General features: G+C 68.4%; 20 protein-coding genes and 1 riboswitch. Of the genes, 15 read left to right on the top strand and 5 right to left on the bottom strand.

Annotated elements, in window-relative coordinates:
* The first annotated feature begins 95 nt into the window (after positions 1-95).
* Entirely contained in the window at positions 96-560 is a 465-nt protein-coding gene (locus tag F1193_RS02925) for an Lrp/AsnC family transcriptional regulator (protein ID WP_150096174.1), read from the top strand.
* Positions 561-594: 34 nt separating this feature from the next.
* Here F1193_RS02925 and serB read toward each other — a convergent pair whose 3' ends face one another.
* A complete protein-coding gene (serB, locus tag F1193_RS02920) occupies positions 595-1,494 on the bottom strand; it encodes a phosphoserine phosphatase SerB (RefSeq protein ID WP_150096173.1) in 900 nt (299 codons plus the stop codon).
* Between the two features lie 75 nt (positions 1,495-1,569).
* Here serB and miaA point away from each other — a divergent pair, with 75 nt between their 5' ends.
* The 7 genes from miaA to F1193_RS02890 all read left to right on the top strand — a co-directional run bounded on the left by miaA (position 1,570) and on the right by F1193_RS02890 (position 7,255).
* The gene (miaA, locus tag F1193_RS02915; protein ID WP_150096172.1) at positions 1,570-2,481 is read left to right on the top strand and encodes a tRNA (adenosine(37)-N6)-dimethylallyltransferase MiaA; all 912 of its coding nucleotides are present in this window, start codon (positions 1,570-1,572) and stop codon (positions 2,479-2,481) included.
* Between the two features lie 60 nt (positions 2,482-2,541).
* Positions 2,542-2,706, top strand: coding sequence for a hypothetical protein (locus tag F1193_RS17005; protein WP_170263295.1), 165 nt, complete (start codon positions 2,542-2,544; stop codon positions 2,704-2,706).
* 317 nt (positions 2,707-3,023) lie between these two features.
* Complete coding sequence (locus F1193_RS02910) at positions 3,024-4,784, top strand: acetolactate synthase 3 large subunit (RefSeq protein ID WP_150096171.1); 1,761 nt, start codon at positions 3,024-3,026, stop codon at positions 4,782-4,784.
* 113 nt (positions 4,785-4,897) lie between these two features.
* Positions 4,898-5,434 (top strand): acetolactate synthase small subunit, encoded by a 537-nt coding sequence (gene ilvN, locus F1193_RS02905; RefSeq protein ID WP_150096170.1) that lies wholly within the window; start codon positions 4,898-4,900, stop codon positions 5,432-5,434.
* A 174-nt stretch (positions 5,435-5,608) separates the two neighbouring features.
* Positions 5,609-6,628 (top strand): ketol-acid reductoisomerase, encoded by a 1,020-nt coding sequence (ilvC, locus tag F1193_RS02900; protein ID WP_150096169.1) that lies wholly within the window; start codon positions 5,609-5,611, stop codon positions 6,626-6,628.
* 92 nt (positions 6,629-6,720) lie between these two features.
* Complete coding sequence (locus F1193_RS02895; protein WP_150096168.1) at positions 6,721-7,035, top strand: BrnT family toxin; 315 nt, start codon at positions 6,721-6,723, stop codon at positions 7,033-7,035.
* A complete protein-coding gene (locus F1193_RS02890) occupies positions 6,983-7,255 on the top strand; it encodes a hypothetical protein (RefSeq protein ID WP_246164085.1) in 273 nt (90 codons plus the stop codon). The genes F1193_RS02895 and F1193_RS02890 overlap by 53 nt, the downstream gene beginning before the upstream one ends.
* Positions 7,256-7,420: 165 nt before the next feature.
* On the opposite strand, the gene F1193_RS02885 is transcribed toward F1193_RS02890, so the two are convergent.
* Positions 7,421-7,711, bottom strand: coding sequence for a GIY-YIG nuclease family protein (locus F1193_RS02885; protein WP_150096167.1), 291 nt, complete (start codon positions 7,709-7,711; stop codon positions 7,421-7,423).
* Between the two features lie 271 nt (positions 7,712-7,982).
* Between F1193_RS02885 and F1193_RS02880 the strand changes: the two genes are divergently transcribed.
* From F1193_RS02880 to F1193_RS02865, 4 genes are all read left to right on the top strand, one after another.
* On the top strand, positions 7,983-9,689 hold the full coding sequence (locus F1193_RS02880) for a carbamoyltransferase C-terminal domain-containing protein (protein WP_150096166.1): 1,707 nt from the start codon (positions 7,983-7,985) through the stop codon (positions 9,687-9,689).
* A gap of 100 nt (positions 9,690-9,789) precedes the next feature.
* A riboswitch (TPP riboswitch) is annotated at positions 9,790-9,896 on the top strand.
* Between the two features lie 128 nt (positions 9,897-10,024).
* Positions 10,025-11,863, top strand: coding sequence for a phosphomethylpyrimidine synthase ThiC (thiC, locus tag F1193_RS02875; protein ID WP_150096165.1), 1,839 nt, complete (start codon positions 10,025-10,027; stop codon positions 11,861-11,863).
* A gap of 112 nt (positions 11,864-11,975) precedes the next feature.
* Complete coding sequence (gene pdxY, locus F1193_RS02870) at positions 11,976-12,839, top strand: pyridoxal kinase PdxY (protein ID WP_150096164.1); 864 nt, start codon at positions 11,976-11,978, stop codon at positions 12,837-12,839.
* Positions 12,836-13,534, top strand: coding sequence for an NUDIX hydrolase (locus F1193_RS02865; RefSeq protein WP_150096163.1), 699 nt, complete (start codon positions 12,836-12,838; stop codon positions 13,532-13,534). Before pdxY ends, F1193_RS02865 begins: the two co-directional genes overlap by 4 nt.
* Before the next feature lie 123 nt (positions 13,535-13,657).
* Here the strand turns inward: F1193_RS02865 and F1193_RS02860 are convergent, their stop codons facing one another.
* On the bottom strand, positions 13,658-15,031 hold the full coding sequence (locus tag F1193_RS02860; protein WP_150096162.1) for a patatin-like phospholipase family protein: 1,374 nt from the start codon (positions 15,029-15,031) through the stop codon (positions 13,658-13,660).
* 157 nt (positions 15,032-15,188) lie between these two features.
* Positions 15,189-15,590 (bottom strand): hypothetical protein, encoded by a 402-nt coding sequence (locus tag F1193_RS02855; RefSeq protein ID WP_150096161.1) that lies wholly within the window; start codon positions 15,588-15,590, stop codon positions 15,189-15,191.
* A 498-nt stretch (positions 15,591-16,088) separates the two neighbouring features.
* Between F1193_RS02855 and F1193_RS02850 the strand changes: the two genes are divergently transcribed.
* Together F1193_RS02850 and infA are read left to right on the top strand one after the other, a co-directional pair.
* Positions 16,089-17,618: a DEAD/DEAH box helicase gene (locus F1193_RS02850; protein ID WP_150096160.1), complete on the top strand. Its 1,530-nt coding sequence runs from the start codon at positions 16,089-16,091 to the stop codon at positions 17,616-17,618.
* Positions 17,619-17,635: 17 nt separating this feature from the next.
* Positions 17,636-17,911 (top strand): translation initiation factor IF-1, encoded by a 276-nt coding sequence (gene infA / locus F1193_RS02845; protein ID WP_126396589.1) that lies wholly within the window; start codon positions 17,636-17,638, stop codon positions 17,909-17,911.
* Between the two features lie 34 nt (positions 17,912-17,945).
* Here infA and F1193_RS02840 read toward each other — a convergent pair whose 3' ends face one another.
* Positions 17,946-18,482 carry a DUF1003 domain-containing protein gene (locus tag F1193_RS02840; RefSeq protein ID WP_150096159.1) on the bottom strand — a complete coding sequence of 179 codons (537 nt, stop codon included), beginning with the start codon at positions 18,480-18,482 and terminating at the stop codon, positions 17,946-17,948.
* A gap of 403 nt (positions 18,483-18,885) precedes the next feature.
* Between F1193_RS02840 and F1193_RS02835 the strand changes: the two genes are divergently transcribed.
* Positions 18,886-20,478: a 2-isopropylmalate synthase gene (locus F1193_RS02835; protein WP_150096158.1), complete on the top strand. Its 1,593-nt coding sequence runs from the start codon at positions 18,886-18,888 to the stop codon at positions 20,476-20,478.
* The last annotated feature ends 264 nt before the right edge of the window (positions 20,479-20,742 follow it).

Genomic DNA, 20,742 nt, shown 5'->3' with positions numbered 1-20,742 from the left:
AGCACCCGCACTTTGCTCTTGAATGCACGCCTCCGCTGAATTTGTCTACTCGCGCGTGGATCGGCACGAGCCGGTTGGAACGCGGGGGGGGCAGCATGGATGCGATCGACCGCAAGATCCTGGCCTATGTTCAAAAGAGCGGCCGCGATTCCTATGCCGAGATCGGCGCGGCGGTGGGGTTGTCGATTTCGGCGGTCAATGAGCGGCTGAAGAAGCTGCATGCCAGCGGTGCGATCCAGCACTGGTCGGCGGCCGTCGACCCCAGGGCGGTGGGGCGGCCCATCCTGGCCTTCACCCAGGTGCTGACCGCCGTCGGCCGGGCCGACGACGAGGCGGCGTTCCTCGGCGCGGTCCGCGGCAACGACGCGGTGCTGGAATGCCACCATGTCACCGGCGCCTGGTCCTATCTCCTGAAGATCCGGGCGGAAAGCCTCGTGGCACTGGAGACGCTGCTGACCGGCCTCGCGGCGACGCCGGGCGTCAAGCAGACCCACACCGAGCTGGCGCTGTCGTCGTTCAAGGAGACGTCGGTGGTGCCGCTGGCGGCCGAGGGCGCGTGATACGGGTGTCCGGCTCGATCGGCCGGACACCCGGTCAGGTGTGCGGCGCGAACTCCTCGCGCCGGAAGCCCTGGATGTAGAGCAGGGCGGTGAGGTCGGCGTGGTCGAGCCGCACCGCGGCGGAGGCCGCGACCTTCGGCTTGGCGTGGAAGGCGACGCCGAGCCCCGCCTCGTGCAGCATGTCGAGGTCGTTGGCGCCGTCGCCGACCGCCAGCGTGTCGGCCGGCGTGAGGCCGAGCCGGGCGCGCAGCTCGATCAGCGCCGCCAGCTTGGCCTCGCGCCCGACGATCGGCTCGGCGACGGTGCCGGTGAGCCGGCCATCCGCGACGTCGAGGTGGTTGGCGCGGGTCTCGTCGAAGCCGATCATCGCGGCGATGCGGTCGGTGAACAGGGTGAAGCCGCCCGACACCAGGCAGGTGTAGGCGCCGGTGGCGCGCATGGTGGCCACCAGTTCCGGTCCGCCGGGCGTCAAAGTGATGCGCTCCTCGATCACGCGCGCAACCATTTCGACCGGCAGGCCGCGCAGCAGCGCCACCCGTTCGCGCAGCGCCGGCTCGAAGGCGATCTCGCCGCGCATCGCCCGCTCGGTGATGGCGGCGACACGGTCCTTGCAGCCGACGAGGTCGGCGAGCTCGTCGATGCACTCCTGGCCGATCATGGTCGAATCCATGTCCGCGACGAACAGCGGCTTCTTGCGGTTTGCCGCCGGCTGCACGCAGATGTCGACCGGCGCCGGGCCGACCGCCTCGCGCAGGCGCGCGGCGATGGCCGCAAGGCCGGTGTCGGGCCGCGGGAACGGCAGGTCGGCGGCGATGCCGGGCGCGAGCCAGGCCGGCCCGCCGGGATGGGGCAGAGCGTCGGCGGCGCGGGCCAGCAGCGCCCCGTCCACGGCCGGGGCGGCGGGGTTGGCGATCAAGGTGGCAACGTGGGCCATGCCGATGCTTCCGGTTCGGGCTCGTGATACCACGCGCCGTCGTCTGATCGAGGCGGGCAATTCGGGGAACGGCGCGTGCGGCCGCGTGTGGTGCTCATTGCAGGTCCGACCGCCAGCGGCAAGTCGGCGGTGGCGCTGGACGTGGCCGAACGGCTGGGCGGCACCGTCATCAATGCCGATTCGATGCAGGTCTATCGCGACCTGCGGATTCTCACCGCACGGCCCTCGCCCGAGGAGATGGGCCGCGCGCCGCACCTGCTCTACGGCCATGTCGACGCGGCGGTGAACTATTCCGCCGGCCGCTGGGTCGAGGACGTCACGGCGGCGCTGTCCGAGGTGCAGGCGGCGGGGCGCCTGCCGGTCGTCGTCGGCGGCACCGGCCTCTATTTCAAGGCGCTGACCCAAGGGCTGTCCGACATTCCCGCGGTCCCGGACGAGGTGCGGGCCGCCGTGCGCGCCGAGGCCGAGGGTGAGGCCAGCGCCGACCTGCACGCCCGGCTCGCCGCGCGGGATCCTGTGACGGCGGCCCGGCTCAGCCCGGGCGACCGGCAGCGGGTGCTGCGGGCGCTGGAGGTGCTGGCGGCGACCGGCCGGCCGCTCGCCGCGTGGCAGGACGAGCCGCGCCGGCCGAAACTCGATGCGGCCGCGACGCTGGGGGTCTTCCTCGCCCCCGAGCGGGCCTGGCTCACGGCGCGGATCGATGCGCGGTTCGACGCCATGCTCGACGCCGGGGCACTGGCCGAGGTCGCTGCCCTCAAGGCCCGCAACCTCGATCCGGCGCTGCCGGCGATGCGCGCCCACGGCGTGCCGGGGCTGATCGCGTATCTGACGGGCGAAATTTCGCTGGAGGCGGCGGCCCAGCGCGGCAAGGCCGATACCCGCGCCTATGCCAAGCGGCAGGTCACCTGGTTCCGCCACCAGATGCCAGGGTGGCGGGCGCTGGTGCCCGAGGCCGCGGCGGCGGCCGTGCTGGAAGCCTCGACCTGAGCAAAGTTGGAACCGAACCGCGGGCAGGGCCGTTGTTGCAATTTAAAATGGAGCGGCACCATGCGATTTCTGTTCGGGTTCATGTTCGGCGTGGCGCTCACGATCGGGGCCGCCTACGTCCATGACAACGTCAATCTCGGCAGGGACGCTCAGGCCGTCAACCGGCCGATGGTCGTCAACTGGGACGTTTTGTCGAATCTCTGGTCGCGGAACACCGGCCAGTGACGGGCCGGCGCGATCAGGGTCGGATGCCATCCTTGCTGCGTAGTTGACCGCAGGCGGCGAGCCGCTTGACGGCGGTTGGGAAGGTCATTAGGGTCCGCGCAACTTTCAACAAGGGGCGGCCCATGTCGCGCAATTTCCTTATCGTATGTGAGGCGCCATCGTCGGGACGGATGTAATCCGTCACCCGACAGATGGCGCACGGGCCCCCTTTGCGGGGCTTTTTTGTTGCCGCGAGGCCATCACGAACCCGGCGCCGACCGGACACCGTCCGGCTCCGCCACCCTGCTTCACAGGAAACATCCGAAGGACGCACACCCATGACTCGCGAGATGACCGGAGCCGAGATGGTCGTCCAGGCCCTGATCGACCAGGGCATTACCCACATCTTCGGCTATCCCGGCGGCGCCGTGCTGCCGATCTATGACGCGCTGTTCCACACCGACAAGGTGAAGCACGTCCTGGTGCGCCACGAGCAGGCCGCGGTGCATGCGGCCGAAGGCTATGCCCGCTCGTCCGGCAAGGTCGGCGCGGTGCTGGTGACCTCGGGCCCCGGCTCCACCAATGCGGTGACCGGGCTTGCCGACGCCATGATGGATTCGATCCCGGTGGTGTGCTTCACCGGCCAGGTGCCGACGCACCTGATCGGCTCGGACGCCTTCCAGGAGTGCGACACGGTCGGCATCACCCGCCACTGCACCAAGCACAATTATCTGGTCAAATCGATCAACGACCTGCCGCGCATCCTGCACGAGGCGTTCTACGTCGCCAGCGCCGGGCGGCCGGGTCCGGTGGTCATCGACATCCCCAAGGACGTGCAGTTCGCCACCGGCACCTATTCGCGGCCGACCAGCAACCAGCACAAGACCTACCGGCCGCAGATCAAGGGCGAGATGTCCAAGATCAAGGCGGCGCTCGACATGATGAAGACGGCAAAGCGGCCGATCTTCTACACCGGCGGCGGCATCATCAATTCGGGCACCGAGGCGTCGGCGCTGCTGCGCGAGCTGGTGCGCACCACCGGCTTTCCCATCACCTCCACCTTGATGGGGCTTGGCGCCTATCCCGCCTCGGATCGGCAGTGGCTCGGCATGCTCGGCATGCACGGCACCTATGAGGCCAACCTCGCCATGCACGATTGCGACCTGATGATCGCGATCGGCGCCCGCTTCGACGACCGCATCACCGGCCGGCTCGACGCCTTCTCGCCGGGGTCGAAGAAGATCCACATCGACATCGATCCGTCCTCGATCAACAAGAACGTCAAGGTCGATCTCGCCATCGTCGGCGACTGCGCCCACGTGCTGGAGGACATGGTGCGGCTGTGGCGCACCTCCAACGCCACCGCCGACAAGGCGGCGCTCAAGGACTGGTGGGGCAAGATCGATGGCTGGCGCCAGCGCAACTGCCTCGCCTTCACGCCCTCGCAGGATATCATCAAGCCGCAATACGCCATCCAGCGGCTCTACGAGTTGACCCTCGGCAAGGACGTCTATTTCACCACCGAGGTCGGCCAGCACCAGATGTGGGCGGCGCAGTTCCTCAGGTTCGAGGAGCCGAACCGCTGGATGACCTCGGGCGGCCTCGGCACCATGGGCTACGGCCTGCCGGCGGCGCTCGGCGTGCAGTTCGCCCATCCCGGCGCGCTGGTGATCGACGTCGCGGGCGAGGCGTCGATCCAGATGACCATGCAGGAAATGTCGACGGCGGCGCAGTATCACCTGCCGGTCAAGGTCTTCATCCTGAACAACCAGTACATGGGCATGGTGCGGCAGTGGCAGGAGCTCCTGCACGGCGGCCGCTATTCGGAGACCTATTCGGAAGGGCTGCCGGATTTCGTCAAGCTGGCCGAGGCCTACCACGCCCGCGGCATCCGCTGCGACAAGCCGGCCGATCTCGATGCGGCGATCCTGGACATGATCAATTATGACGGCCCGGTGCTGTTCGACTGCATCGTCGATCCGGCGGAGAACTGCTTCCCGATGATCCCCTCGGGCAAGGCCCACAACGACATGCTTCTCGGCGATGCCGCCCAGGATATCGGCAGCGTCATCGACGAGAAGGGCAAGATGCTCGTCTGATCCCTTCGTTTGCGGCGCGGCCGGCGGCCACATGCGGTGGCGGCCGGTCCCGCGCCTTCCTCTTCGCGCCGGCGCCCCGCCGGCCCCGATCGACTTGACGCCGAGTTCCAGCCATGAACCAGACCCATTACCCGGCCCAGACGCGCAGCGAACCGGTCAGCCGCCACACCTTGGCGGTGGTGGTCGACAACGAGCCGGGCGTGCTGGCGCGCATCGCCGGCCTGTTCTCCGGCCGCGGCTACAATATCGAAAGCCTGACGGTGTCCGAGACCGAGCACGAGAAGCACATCTCGCGCATCACCATCGTCACCGCCGGCACCGCCCAGATCATCGACCAGATCAAGAACCAGCTCGAACGGCTGGTGCCGGTGCATCGGGTGGTCGACCTGACGCTGACCAACGAGGCGCTCGAGCGCGAGATGGCCCTGGTCAAGGTGGTCGGCAAGGGCGAGCAGCGCGTCGAGGCGCTGCGGCTCGCCGCCGCGTTCGGCGCGCGCACGCTCGATGCCTCGCTGGTGTCCTTCGTGTTCGAGCTCACCGGTACGACCGAGGAGATCGAGCGCTTCATCCGGCTGATGACCGTGGTCGGCCTCGTCGAGGTGTCGCGGACCGGCGTCGCGGCGATCTCGCGCGGCTCGGAGAGCATGTGAGGCCCGCATCCGCCGCCTTGGCCAGCCCTGCTGACATCTGGTAAAGCATCCGCCGATCCAGATGGACGCTCTAAGTTTTTGTGTTGGCGCATCTTCTTTCGCAGGACCGGCGCCCGGTCCTGCGAAACATGCAAGAACGCAGACCCATTCGAAACCCCGGGGGGACCGAACGCCATGCGCGTATATTATGATCGCGATGCCGACCTGAATCTGATCAAGGGCAAGAAGGTCGTCATCATCGGCTATGGCAGCCAGGGGCGCGCGCATGCGCTCAACCTGCGCGATTCCGGCGTGAAGGAGATCGCGGTGGCGCTGCGGCCGGGCTCCTCCACCGCCAAGAAGGTCGAGGCCGACGGCCTCAAGGTGATGTCGGTGCCCGACGCCGCCGCCTGGGCCGACCTGATGATGATGGCCACCCCGGACGAGCTGCAGGCCGAGATCTACAAGAGCGAGATCGCCCCCCACATCCGCGACGGCGCGGCGCTGGCCTTCGCCCACGGACTCAACGTGCATTTCGGCCTGATCGAGCCGAAGAAGACCGTCGACGTCATCATGATCGCCCCCAAGGGCCCCGGCCACACCGTGCGCGGCGAGTACGAGAAGGGCGGCGGCGTGCCGTGCCTGATCGCGGTGGCGCACGATGCCTCCGGCAACGCCCACGACCTCGCGCTGTCCTACGCCTCCGGCGTCGGCGGCGGCCGCTCGGGCATCATCGAGACCAACTTCCGCGAGGAGTGCGAGACCGACCTGTTCGGCGAGCAGGTGGTGCTGTGCGGCGGCCTGGTCGAGCTGATCCGCGCCGGCTTCGAGACCCTGGTCGAGGCCGGCTACGCGCCGGAGATGGCCTATTTCGAGTGCCTGCATGAAGTGAAGCTGATCGTCGACCTCATCTATGAGGGTGGCATCGCCAACATGAACTACTCGATCTCCAACACCGCAGAGTGGGGCGAATACGTCTCCGGCCCGCGCATCATCACGTCCGAGACCAAGGCCGAGATGAAGAAGGTGTTGAACGACATCCAGACCGGCAAGTTCACCTCGGAATGGATGCAGGAATACAAGGCGGGCGCCGCACGCTTCAAGGCCATCCGCCGCAACAACGATGCCCACCAGATCGAGGCGGTCGGCGAAAAGCTTCGCGGCATGATGCCGTGGATCAAGCAGAAGGCGCTGGTGGACAAGAGCAAGAACTGAGTCAAATGTGAATTGTGGGGATGGCGTGGACATCTCGCATCTCCACTGTACGGTCTGCCTCTATTGTTGCCTCGCTTCGCTGGAGCGAGATAATGGGTGAGACCGACGACCTGGAATGGGATGACACCAAGGATGCGGCAAACCGCGAAAATCGTGGTTTGCCGTTTCCGCTTGCCGCAGCGCTGTTTGATGGCCGGCAGCGGGTCGATGCCGTTTCACTGAAATCGCCCCCTGACGAGCCCCGCTTCGAAACGATGGCGGTGTTCGAAGGTCGCGTGCTATTTTGCGTGTGGACCTGGAACGGCGAGCGGCGCCGGATCATTTCCCTTCGGATGGCCCATCGGAGCGAACGCCGTGCCTACGAAAAAGCAATTGGAGGAGGCGGAGCGGCTCGCCAAGACAATTGACTGGGCGAGGTTCGACGCCATGACCGACGAGGAGATCCGTCAGGCGTGGGCCTGGGATCCCGACATGACGTGGCCCACCGACGAGGAACTCGCCGAGTTCGACCTCGTCATCCCGGCCAAGGCGCGGCGCGAGATGGCCGCCGCCCGCGAGGCTGCCAAGCGGAAGGCCGAGGCCGCGGCAGCCGACGAGCCGGCCAAGCCCAAGGACGCCGCCGAGTAGTCCGATCCGGTCGGGATCGCCGGGACAAGCCCGGCGATGACCGGGGTGATTGTGACATGGGCGGCGATCAGCGCAGCAGCGATGAGGAAGGCAGAGGCGGCGACGAGTGCGGCGCTGGCCGCACCCTCTCCGCGGTCATGGCCGGGCTTGTCCCGGCCATCCCGATCACGAGAGAAGCTCCGGAAAGAGATCGCGCCACGTCGGATTTTGCTGATAGATCAGCCGCGTCTTCCACGCCCGCGGCCAGTGCTTGATGTTCTTCTCGCGCTGGATCGCGTCATAGATGCTGTCGAACTGCTCGAAATAGACCAGTTGCTTGATGTTGTAGCGCTTGGTGAAGCCATCGACCGCGCCGCTGCGGTGCTCGAAAACGCGCCGGATCAGGTCGTTGGTGACTCCGACGTAAATGGCTCCGCCGGGCCTGCTGGCCAGGATGTAGACGTAAGCCGGTCGCATCGGGGTGACGGGATAATCGAGATCGCCGGGACAAGCCCGGCGGCGACCGGGGATTCCGCGACCAGCCTCGCGAAACCTGGGATTTGCAAGCCCCGCTCCCGTTCGGCCGCCGCCGGCGGCGAAGATCCCCTGACAGAGCCGCGCCGCCGGTGGACAACGATGCCTGTGACCGCTAAGGCCCGGCGCCATGGCAGGTGCCGCGGGCATGCGGTGCCGCGGCCGACCGGCCTAGCGTCGGCCGGCCGATCCAGCCCGGGTCAGGGAAGGCCTCATGATCATTCTCGGCATCCACACCAACCACGACGCCTCGGCCGCGCTGTTCGACGACTACCGCATGGTGTCGGCGGTGGCGCTGGAGCGGCTGACCCGCATCAAGAGCGACGGCTACCGCTACCCCGCCGAGGCGGTCGAGGAATGCCTGGCCATTGCTGGCCTCAGGCGCGAGGACGTCGACGTCGTCGCCCTGCCGCGCTCGGAGTTCGCGCCGAAATACTTCAAGCGCCGGGCGTGGTGGGCCAAGACCAAGGCCGACGGCGAGGGCCGGCTCGACCTGTTCCGCCAGATGGCGCTGCATCTCGGCGCCGCGCCCGACGCCATCTTCGACGTCGCGCTGTGGCTCGACGACCACGGATTCGCGCCCTCCACCCGCGTCCACTTCTACAACCACCACGACGCCCACGCGCTGGGCGCGCTGTTCCACACCGACTGGAATGACGCCCTCCTCTATACGTCGGACGGCTATGGCGACCGCGTCAACGCCTCCGCCCGCCTGCTGAAAGACGGCCAGCTCACCGCGCTGTGGGGCGACGATCGCGACGGCCTCAAGCTGCTCGGCTATGAGGGCGCGCGCTCCTCGATCGGCCAGCTCTATCTGGAGGTGACGGCGGCGCTGGGCTTCAAGCCGCTGCGCCACGAGGGCAAGGTGCTGGGGCTCGCCGCCTGGGGCAAGCCGGTGTTCGCGCCGGAACTGCGCGCCAACTACACCGTCGACGCGCTGGGCCGCACGCACGGCAGGATGCGCCTGAAGGATCTGCGCCGCCGCGTCCACGAGATGGTCAAGAGCGCGCCGCGCGAGGACGTCGCCGCCTCGGTGCAGACCGTGCTGGAGGAGGTGGTGCTGGAGGCGGTGGGCAACATCCTCAAAAATCACCCGGCCAAGGCGCTGGGTCTCGCCGGTGGGGTGTTCGCCAACGTCAAGCTCAACCAGCGGCTTGCCGAGCGCTTTCCCTTCCAGGAGCTGTTCGTCTATCCGGCGATGTCGGATGCCGGCATCGCCGCCGGCGGCGTGCTGGAGTTCCTGCTTGAGCGCGACGGGCTGCCAAGCTGGCTCGGCCACCGCTACCGCTTCGACACGCTCTATTATGGCCGCGACTTCGACGCCGAGGCCGAGGACGCCTTTCGCGCCGCCGGCGCCTATGCCGAATATGTCGGCGACCCGGCCGCCGAGGCGGCGCGGCGCATTGCGGACGGCGCCATCGTCGGCACCTTCCTGGGCGCCATGGAATACGGCCCCCGCGCGCTGGGCGCCCGCTCGATCATGGCGCGCGCCACCGAGCGCTCGATCAACGACACGCTGAACAAGCGGCTCGACCGCACCGAGTTCATGCCGTTCGCGCCGGTGGTGCGCATCGAGCGCTACAAGGAGGTGTTCGAGCTGCCGGATAGCCTCGTCTACCCGGCGCAGTTCATGACCACCACCTGCGACGTGAAGCCGGGCTGGCGCGACCGGGTGCCGGCCATCACCCATGTCGACGGCACCGCCCGGCCGCAGCTGATCAGCCGCAGCCAGAACGCCGTCTATTGGGACATCCTCGACGAATACGAGAAGCTGACCGGCCTGCCGGTCTTGATCAACACCTCGTTCAACGTCCACGAGGAGCCGATCATCAACGCGCCCGCCGAGTGCGTGCGCGCGCTGAAGGACCGGCGCGTCGACCTCGTCGTCACCAAGGGCGCGATCTGGAGTTTTGCCGGCTGACGGCCGCTCGATGCCGTTGGCGACCGGGGTGGCGGGCGGCCGGCACGTGTTTGCCGCACGCCTGCCGGCTTGACGCCGGCCCGGCCTTTCCCCACAGTCGGCCCGTCCGAAGGGGGGCCCCGCGCGGGGCTGAGATCGGGAGCGCCCGACCACCCTTTGAACCTGAACCGGTTCGTACCGGCGGAGGGATGCGGACGTCGCGGGCCAGCGGGCTTCGCGCCTCTCACTCGTCCCCGGTACCGACGTCTGCGCTCCGCCTCAGGGTGGTGGCGCGCGGTCCGCGACGCGCGGAGGCCGGTCCTGCGGGAGAAACGCGACAACGACAGGGCGTTCAGATGACCATTCACACCAAGCCCGCCCCCGACAAGCCCGGCTTCGCCGTCACCACGGGACCGCTCAAGGGCTCGCGCAAGGTCCATGATGCCGGCCGGCGCTTCCCCGAGTTGCGGGTCCCGGGCCGCGCCATTGAGGTCGAAGGCGAGCCCAGCGTGCGGGTCTACGATCCCTCGGGCCCCTATACCGACGCCGAGGCCTCGATCGACATCGCGGCCGGCCTGCCGCGTCACCGCGCGGCCTGGGTGCGGGCGCGCGACGATGTCGAGGAGGTCGCAAGCGCCATCCCGCCGCTCGGCCAGGGCGGCGCGGTGCCGGCGTTCCCGGTGACGCATCGCCCGCTGCGCGCAAAGCCGGGAAAGACGCCGACCCAGCTCGCCTATGCGCGGGCCGGCATCGTCACGCCGGAGATGGAATACGTCGCCATCCGCGAGAACCTCGGCCGCACGGTCGCAGCCGAAAAGGCGCGCGACGGCGAGGATTTCGGCGCGTCGATCCCGGACCTTGTGACGCCGGAATTCGTGCGCGACGAGGTCGCGCGGGGCAGAGCGATCATTCCCGCCAACATCAATCACGCCGAGCTCGAGCCGGCGATCATCGGCCGCAACTTCCTCACCAAGATCAACGCCAATATCGGCAATTCGGCGGTGCTGTCCTCTGTCGCCGACGAGGTCGACAAGCTGGTGTGGGCGATCCGCTGGGGCGCCGACACGGTGATGGACCTCTCGACGGGCCGCGACATCCACAACATCCGCGAATGGATCGTGCGCAATTCGCCGGTGCCGATCGGCACCGTGCCGCTCTACCAGGCGCTGGAGAAGGTCGGCGGCATCGCCGAGGATCTCACCTGGGAGGTCTATCGCGACACCCTGATCGAGCAATGCGAGCAGGGCGTCGACTATTTCACCGTCCATGCCGGGGTGCGCCTCGCCTACATCCCGCTCACCGCGGGCCGCGTCACCGGCATCGTGTCGCGCGGCGGCTCGATCATGGCCAAGTGGTGCCTTGCCCACCACACCGAGAGCTTCCTCTACACCCGCTTTGCCGACATCTGCGAGATCCTGGCCGCCTATGACGTGGCGTTCTCGCTGGGCGACGGCCTGCGCCCCGGCTCGATCGCCGACGCCAACGACCGCGCCCAGTTCGCCGAGCTTGAGACGCTGGGCGAATTGACGAAAATCGCCTGGGAGCACGGCGTGCAGGTGATGATCGAGGGCCCCGGCCACGTGCCGATGCACAAGATCAAGGTCAATGTCGAAAAGCAGCTTCAGCTGTGCGGCGAGGCGCCGTTCTATACGCTGGGGCCGCTGGTGACTGACATCGCGCCGGGCTACGACCACATCACGTCTGCGATCGGCGCGGCGATGATCGGCTGGTTCGGCACGGCGATGCTGTGCTACGTGACGCCGAAAGAGCACCTCGGCCTGCCCGACCGCAACGACGTGAAGACCGGCGTTATCACCTACAAGATCGCGGCGCATGCCGCCGACCTCGCCAAGGGACACCCCGGCGCGCAGGCGCAGGACGACGCGATCTCACGGGCGCGCTTCGAGTTCCGCTGGCACGACCAGTTCAACCTCGCGCTCGACACCGACACCGCGCGCGCCTTCCACGACGAGACGCTGCCCAAGGAGGCGCACAAGACCGCGCACTTCTGCTCGATGTGCGGGCCGAAATTCTGCTCGATGAAGATCAGCCAGGAGATCCGCGCGTCTGCGGCGGCGCAGCCGTCGGACGCCGTGGCCGCGGGCATGGCGGAGATGTCGGAGAAGTTCAAGGCGCTGGGCAGCAATGTCTATGTCGAGGTGGGCGAGGTAGCGGCGGGCGGCAAACTCCCCTAAAGTTCCGGCCGCCAGCCGGGAGATGCGCTCTCTCCCCGTCCCCTCGCGGGATAACGAAAGCAAGAAGGAAGGCAGGCCCGGCCGTCCGGACCCGCATGCCGCCCTGTCCGTCATGAATTTCCTGTCCATCCAATCCCACGTTGCCTACGGCCACGTCGGCAACGCCTCGGCCGTCTTTCCGCTGCAGCGGCTCGGCGTCGAGGTGTGGCCGGTCCACACCGTGCAGTTCTCCAACCACACCGGCTATGGCGCCTGGACCGGGCGGGTGTTCGACGGCGCGATGATCCGCGAGGTGATCGACGGCATCGAGGCGCGCGGCGTGCTGCCGGCCTGCGACGGCGTGCTGTCGGGCTATATGGGCGGCGCCGACATCGGCGAGGCGATCCTCGATGCCGCCGCGCGCGTGCGCGCCGCCAACCCGGCTGCGCACTATTGCTGCGACCCGGTGATCGGCGATGTCGGCCGCGGCGTGTTCGTGCGGCCGGGCATTCCCGACTTCATCCGCGACCGCGCGGTGCCGGCGGCCGACGTGGTGACGCCCAACCAGTTCGAGCTGGAGTTCCTCGCCGGGCAGGCCACGCCGACGCTTGCTGCCGCGCTCGATGCGGTGGAGGCCGTCCACCGGCTCGGCCCCAGGGTGATCCTGGTCACCAGCCTGATCACGGAGGACACGCCCGCCGACGCCATCGACCTGCTGGCCTCCGACATCCTGGGCACGTGGCGGGTGCGCACGCCGCGGCTCGATCTGTCGGTCAATGGCGCGGGCGACGCCATCGCCGCGCTGTTCTTCCTGCACTGGAAGCGCACCGGCTCGGCGCGCGAGGCGCTGGTGCGGGCGGCCTCCTCCACCTGGGGCCTGCTCAAGCGCACGCATGAGGCCGGCTCGCGCGAGATCCTCACCGTCGCGGCGCAGGACGAGTTCGTGACGCCAAGCCGGGTGTTCGAGGCCGTCACGGTCGGGCGGCCGCAGCCGTGAGCGCGCCGGTCGTTCGCCGCATCGCCGCCGCCGAGTTCGCGGTGGTGGTGGCGGATTGGCCGATGGCCCGCGCGCGGCGGGCCGAGATCGACGCCCATTTCGCGCGGCTGAAGCGCGACCGTCCCAAGCTGTGGAACGGCAAGGTGCTGGTCGCCCGCGACGTCGAGCTGGTGGGCGACCGGCTGACCGGCCATGCCTTCGAGACCGACTTCGCGTCGTTCCAATGGTGGCTCGGCACCGGCTTTCCCGATCCCGCCATCCGCAACATCTTCGGCATGGCGGCGGTGCGCGGCGCCGACGGCGGCTTCCTGCTGGGGGTGATGGGCGGCCACACCGCCAATGCCGGCAGCGTCTATTTTCCGGCCGGCACGCCCGATCCCGGCGACGTCACGAGCGGCCGGCTCGATCTCGCCGGCTCGGTGGTGCGGGAGCTGAAGGAGGAGACCGGGCTTGAGGCCGCGGCGTTGGTGGCCGAGCCCGGCTGGACCGTGGTGTTCGACGGGCCGCGGGTGGCGCTGATGCGCACCTTCCTGGCCGATGAGACCTGCGCGGCCCTGCTCGGGCGGGCGCGGGCGTACATTGCCGCCGATCCCGGCGCCGAGCTGGCAGATGTCATCGCCGTCCGCCGGATCGGCGATCTGCCGCCGGCGGCGCCGGCCTTCGTGCGGGCCTTTCTTGAATCGCGCCTTTCTTGAATCGCGCCTTGCCGCGTGAGCGTCAGGAGCGTCCGCCGAGCCGGTTGAACCGGGGCTGCTCCAAGTCTCTGAGTTGTCGCATTCTCTGTCGCAAAACCGGTTCCCACTTTTGCGGAGAATGCTTTAGCGCCCGAGGAGGCTGCCGCGCAGCACGGGGTGGGCGCGGGTGGCCTCGATGCCGGCATTCACCACCAGCTCGACCTGCTCGGGCTCCAGCCGCAGGCGGGTCGGCACCGCATTGAGCGTGGGGGTGAGCTTGCCGAGCTGGTCGAACGACACCTCCGCGAGGTCGAACGAGACGTCGTCGCAGCGCCAGCCGGGGCCGGCGCCGAGCCGCTTCGCCTCGGCGGCCGACAGGCCGCAGCGCCATTTGCGGGTCGACGTCTCCCATTGGTTCATGGTCAGGCGGAAAGCGTCGAACGAGGAGATCGCCGCCGCATCAATGGCGGTGTCGGTGACCGCGCCGAGCAGTTCCCGGCCCGAGGGCCCCTCAGGCGAGAGCGCCCAGTTGCCGGCCGGGCCGCGCCCGGCATTGACGACGATGAACACGAGGCGGCGCAGCTGGACGGCGCGCTCGGCGTTGAGGGGTGAATAGGGACGGTCGCTGATCTCGCGGGCGATGACGAGGCCGGCCAAGCCGAAATTGTCGACGAGCCCGCCATCGGCCAGCTTGACGTAGCGGATCTGGCCGGGATCGCGATAGCGGATCAGCGCCTGGGCGAAGGCGCGGGCCTGGCCGCCGGAATTCGGGTTCTTCAGCACCCGGTCGACCCAGGGCGGCAGCGGCGCGCGGCAGGAATCGGGGAAGGTCTTGAGCACGATCGGCGCAAAGGCGACTGGCACCGCGGCCGACGCGGCCACCGCCTGGGACACCGGATAGGAGGTGACGTCGCTGCACAGCGCGGCGAAGGTCGACGGCGTGAAGTGGAACGGCGTGCGGTTGAACAGGTCGGAAGCGTTGATCCACACCAGCGGCCGGTTCTTCCCATGGAGGTCGGCCAAGGTGGCGCCGTTGAAGAGCTGGCGGTCGAGCCAGGCCGGCAGGCGCGAGGAGTCGTTGACGCCGCCCTCGATGCCGCGCACCAGGTTGGCAAGGTTGATCCTCGTGTCGAGACTCTCTTCGGCGTTCTGGAGCAGGAAGCGCTCGCGGAAGTCGCCCAGCGCCGCGCGGCCCTTGAGGCCGAAATAGGCTGCGGCGACCGAGCCGCCCGACACGCCCGAGATGAACACCACCCGGTCGAGATAGCTGCCGCCCTGGCGCGAGGGCATCGTGTCGAGGGCGGTCAGCACGCCATGGGCAAAGGCGGCGGCGCGCGTGCCGCCGCCCGAGAAGGACAGGGCCACGGCGACGTCGCCGGTCATTCTCGGCGGCGAGCCCGCATCCAGCGTCGGCGACTCGGAGTCGATCGGCCGGTTGATCGGCAGGTTGAAGACCGTTCCGCATCCGGCGAGGAGAACGCCGAGCAGCGCGGCCAGGGTCAGGCGGCGTCCCGTCATGATGTCTGGTCCGTGGCTGGGGGTTCTTGGGGATGCAGGGTTCTTGGAGATGCGGGGTTCTTGGGAATGCTTGGGTCTTCGCGATGCTTGGGGGAACTTGGGGGAACTTGGGGGAACTTTGGGAACTTGGTGGATGCGGCGGGCTTGCGGGGCGCGCTCAGGACCGTCCGGCGGGATCGCGGCTGCGAACCACACTGTCGCCCTGGGAGACCGGGTAGCCGTAGCGGCGCTTGGTGGCGTTCACCAGCGCGATGGCCTCGTAGTTGCGCGCTGCCTGGCAGGCGGCGACGGCCGGCCGCAGCTCGTTGATCACCCTGTCGTAGACCGGCTTGTTGACGTGACCCATGCGCAGGTCATTGTCCATCACCGCCTTGTAGGACGAAAGCTCGGCGCCGCACGGCTGCCCCATGGGAATGTCGAGTGCCGCCACCCTGGCGCCCGGATTGACCGGCTCGCCGGAGGGGGACGGCGCGTTCGACGTCTCCAGCGTATTGCAGGCGCCAAGCGCAAGCGTGACGGCAAGCGTGACGAAAAGGGGGGTGGGGCGGAGCGGGGACATCGGTGGCCTCTTTGGAAACCATGGTGGCTGGCTCGTCATAGCAGCGAGAATGTGGCCTTGAAATAACCATAGGAAGGCGTCATGAAGGGAATGCTGGGTTCGCGGCCAAGTGTGGCCGGAGGGCCATGCGTGCGCGCCACCTTCGCCTGAAGGTTTCGGCCTATTTCGCCCAGCTCTCGACAACCGACAGCCCAAGTCACGCGGGGCGCGTCTTTGATGGCTCCCCGCGCCGCGCGGCCGGTGCCCTATGGGCGCTGCCGTGTCGCGTTTGCGCTCTCGATTTCGGGTTCTGCGGGATCACGTCGTGGTCCGCGGGCTCGATCTCGCCGGACTCCCCTGTGCGAAAGCGGGATTTCGGCGACCGGAATATGAAACGCCGGCCTTGCGGGCCGGATCTCTTAAATCAAGCGGCCGCCGGCCCGATGGCCCGGAGCGGCCGCTCCAAATGTTGGTTTGATGCATTTTCGCTCGCAGGACCGGTTTCCCGCTTTGCGGACGATGCGCCAGCAAGAAAGACAGACCTTGACCGATTTCACCACGCTCGGCCTTGCCGCGCCGATCCTGCGCGCCCTCGCCGAGGAGAATCACGTTCATCCGACCCCGATCCAGATCCAGGCGATCCCGCCGGTGGTCGCGGGGCGCGACCTCATCGGCATCGCCCAGACCGGCACCGGCAAGACCGCCGCTTTCACCTTGCCGATCCTCAACCGGCTCGCCGCCCATCGCGGCCCCGCCCGACTCGAAAAGGGCGCGGTGCGCGCGCTGGTGCTGGCGCCGACCCGCGAGCTGGCGAGCCAGATCCTCGCCGCCGTGAAGACCTATGGCCGGCACCTGCGGCCGAGGGTCGCGCTGGCGATCGGCGGGGTGTCGATGAACCCGCAGGTCCGGGCGCTGGCCCAGGGCGTCGACGTGCTGGTGGCCACCCCCGGCCGGCTGATGGACCTGGCGAACCACCACGCCGTGCGGCTCGACCGGGTCGAGGTGCTGGTGCTGGACGAGGCCGACCAGATGCTCGACATGGGCTTCATCCACGCCATCCGCCGGATCGAGGCGATGTTGCCGCACAATCGCCAGAGCCTGCTGTTCTCGGCCACGATGCCCAAGGAGATCGAGGCGCTGACCGGCAAGATGCTGCGCGATCCGGTGCGGGTGGCGGTGACCCCGGTGGCCAAGACCGCCGACCGCATCGACCAGCGCATCCTGCTCGTCGACAAGGCCGACAAGACGGCGATCCTGGCCGACGTGCTGCGCCGCGAGCCGGTGGAGCGGGCCCTCATCTTCGCCCGCACCAAGCACGGCGCCGACAAAATCGTGCGCATGCTCGACAAAGCCGGCTTGCCGGCGGCGGCAATCCACGGCAACAAGTCGCAGAACCAGCGCGAGCGGGTGCTCGCCGCCTTTCGCGACGGCAGCCTGCGCACGCTGGTGGCAACCGATATCGCCGCCCGCGGCATCGACGTCGCGGGCGTCAGCCATGTGGTGAATTTCGACTTGCCCAACGTGCCCGAAAGCTATGTGCATCGCATCGGCCGCACCGCCCGTGCCGGCGCCACCGGCGTGGCGATCTCCCTGTGCGATGCCGAGGAGCGGCCCTATCTCAAGGCCATCGAGACCTTGATCCGCGCGTCCATCCCGGCGGTCGACATGCGCGGGCGGGTGCGGACAGGCGGGGGTGCGGCTGTGCCGAAGGGTGAGGACGAGTCCAGGGCGGCACCGCGCGCCGCCGGGCGGACGGCCAAGCCGTCAGCCAAACCGGCAGCCAGGCCTGCAGTCAGGTCGCCGGCCGGGCACGCCGCTGCCTCGGACGCCCATCCGGGCGCCAAGCAGGACACCAGGTCGAGTCGTGAGCGCGGGCAGATGGGCGGCAAGGCTGCCCAGCGGCCGGCCGCCGCCCGGACGGGGACGGCACGGCCGCCGGCACGCGAACCGGGCACGGACGCCAGTTTCGCGGCCATGGCGTTCCTCAAGCCGGCGCGGCGGCCGGGCCGGGGCAGCCGGTTCGCGCCTGTGGCGCGGCCGGTGGGCTGAGATTTCAGGAGCAAGGCATGTCGAAGGAAGAACTGCTGGAATTCGATGGGGTGGTGACCGAGGTCTTGCCGGACGGCAATTTCCGGGTGAAGCTCGACAACGACCACGAAATTCTCGCCTATGCCGCCGGCAAGATGCGCAAGCACCGCATCCGCACCATCGCCGGCGACCGGGTGGTGGTGGAAATGTCGCCCTACGACCTGGAGCGTGGCCGCATCAATTTCCGCCACAAGTCGGAGAGCGCCGGCCCGATCGGCAGCGGCCAGCGCCGCCCGCAGTTCCGCCGCCGCTGACCGCGCACCGGACGGGGCCCGTGGAGGGCGGGGATCAGCGGGGCACGTGCAACAGTGCCTCGATCCTGCCCTCGATACGGGCCACGGCCGCCGCCAGATCCTGGCTGCGCAGGCGGTCGAGCTTGTCGTGCAGCGCGACGATCTCGACCTCGGCCTTGAGGTTGACCTCGTAGTCGTGCAGCGCCTGGATGCGGTCCTTCGCCGCCTGCCGGTTCTGGCTCATCATGATGATCGGCGCCTGGATGGCCGCCAGCGTCGACAGCACCAGATTGAGCAGGATGAAGGGGTAGGGGTCGAAGGGCGTCCCGCCGGCGAGGCCGAGATTGACCGCGATCCACACCAGCATCACCAGGGCGAAGCTGACGATGAACGGCCAGGAGCCGCCCCACGCCGCCACCGCGTCGGCGAGGCGCTGGCCGAAGGTCAGGCTCTCCTCGTATTCCGCCGACCAGTCCAGCCGGGCGCTGAGGCGCTTTGCGATGTGTTCGATGACGCGGCGGTCGCGCGGCGGCAGCGCCTCCGGCCCCTTGTCGATCAGGCGTTCGGCGAAGGCGCGGATGTGGTCGGTCATGGTGGGTCCGGGGATTGGCGGGGCCTCTCGGCGGGGTCTCGCGGTGCGCTCCGCCGGTCATCATGCCGGCAGGGAGCCGATTGTCCCATCATCTTGCCACCGGCCCTCGCAACCGGTACAAGGGATCATTCGTGGTTTGCGGCCCGCGCGGACAGCGTGGGTCTATGGGCGCGAGACAGAGGGCAATACGGTGATCCGCTCGACGACGAGCCGCACCTGGAACCGGACCGCGCACGCGGTGCTCCGGCGCGCCCTTGCGCTTCGCGGGATCCTGCTCCTTAGCCGCCCCTGAGGGCCGGCCGGGCTTTTGCCTGGGCGCTCAGGGGACCTTGCGAGCAACCTCCCGAAACCGCAGACGGGGCCACGCGAGAAGGCCCGCGATCTCCACGACAAGGATTTCCCAATGACTGCCAAGCCGCAGACGGAAGGCGCGCAGGGCGTATCCGCCCAGACCGAGGCCGCCCACGACCGCGTCATCATCTTCGACACCACGCTGCGCGACGGCGAGCAGTGCCCCGGCGCCACCATGACGCTGGAGGAGAAGCTGCAGGTCGCCGACCTCCTGGACGAGATGGGCGTCGATGTGATCGAGGCCGGCTTCCCGATCGCCTCCAATGGCGATTTCGAGTCGGTGTCGATGATCGCGGCGCGACTGAAGAACGCCTCGGTCGCCGCCTTGGCGCGGGCCGCCTTCAAGGACATCGACCGCGCCGCCGAGGCGATCAAGGCGGCGCGCCGGCCGCGCATCCACACCTTCATCTCGACCTCGCCGGTCCACATGAAGTGGAAGCTGCAGAAGACGCCCGACGAAGTGCACGAGATGGTGATCGCCCAGGTCAGCCGGGCCAGGAACCATGTCGACGACGTCGAGTGGAGCTGCGAGGACGGCACCCGCACCGAGCACGACTTCCTGTGCCGGGTGATCGAGAGCGCGATCAAGGCCGGGGCCACCACCATCAACGTCCCCGACACTGTCGGCTACACCACGCCGGACGAGTATTTCGCCTTGATCAAGATGATCCGCGAGCGCGTGCCCAATTCCGACAAGGCGATCTTCTCGGTGCACTGCCATGACGATCTCGGCATGGCGGTGGCCAATTCGCTGGCCGGCGTGCGCGCCGGCGCGCGCCAGATCGAATGCACCGTCAACGGCATCGGCGAGCGCGCCGGCAACGCCGCCATGGAAGAGGTGGTGATGGCGATCCGGACGCGCGCGGACGTGTTTCCGTTCGCCACCGGCATCAAGACCGAGATGCTGACGCGGGCCTCCAAGCTGGTGTCGGCGGTGACCTCGTTCCCGGTGCAGTACAACAAGGCGGTGGTCGGCCGGAACGCCTTCGCCCACGAGAGCGGCATCCACCAGGACGGCATGCTCAAGCACACCCAGACCTACGAGATCATGACGCCCGAGAGCGTGGGCGTGAAGCAGACCTCGCTGGTGATGGGCAAGCATTCGGGGCGCAACGCCTTCCGCGAGAAGCTGAAGATGCTGGGCTACCAGCTGGGCGACAACGAGTTCGAGGATGCGTTCAACCGCTTCAAGGACTTGGCCGACCGCAAGAAGCACGTCTATGACGAGGACATCGAGGCTTTGGTCGATCAGGAGATCGCCACCGCCCAGGACCGCATCAAGCTGGTGTCGCTGAGCGTGATCGCCGGCACCCACGGGCCGCAGCGCGCCACCATGCGGCTCGAAGTCGATGGCACGCGCATGCTGGAGGAGGCCGAGGGCAATGGCCCGGTCGATGCGGTGTTCAACGCCATCAAGGCGCTGGTGCCGCACGAGGCCAAGCTGGAGCTCTACCAGGTGCACGCCGTCACCGAGGGCACCGACGCGCAGGCCGAGGTGTCGGTGCGGCTGTCGGAAGGCGGCAAGACGGTGACCGGCCGCGGCGCCGATCCCGACACGCTGGTGGCCTCGGCCATGGCGTACCTGGCCGCGCTGAACAAGCTGATCCTGAAGCGCCAGCAGCTCCACTCCACCGCGGCGGAGTGAGATTCATACGGTTTCCGGTTGATCCCTTCGGGATACCGGAAACGATCTCGCCGAAAAATCCTTGATCTGGAAGGGATTTTCCGGCGAACGGCATACGGTTCTCCGGCCTGATCGGCCGGAAACCGTATCAATCCCGGTTTGACCGGCCGCTCTCCCATGACGAAACGGCCGCGGCGAATGTTCGCCGCGGCCGTTTTGCATTGAAGGCTTGGTGTGGTTTCCGGCTGATCGCTTCGTGATCCCCGGAACCGGGCGGCGCAGGCC

The sequence above is a fragment of the Blastochloris sulfoviridis genome, assembly GCF_008630065.1.
GTDB lineage: Bacteria > Pseudomonadota > Alphaproteobacteria > Rhizobiales > Xanthobacteraceae > Blastochloris > Blastochloris sulfoviridis.
Note: the sequence above shows the minus strand (reverse complement) of the source record. Positions and strands in the feature narration are given on the sequence as shown.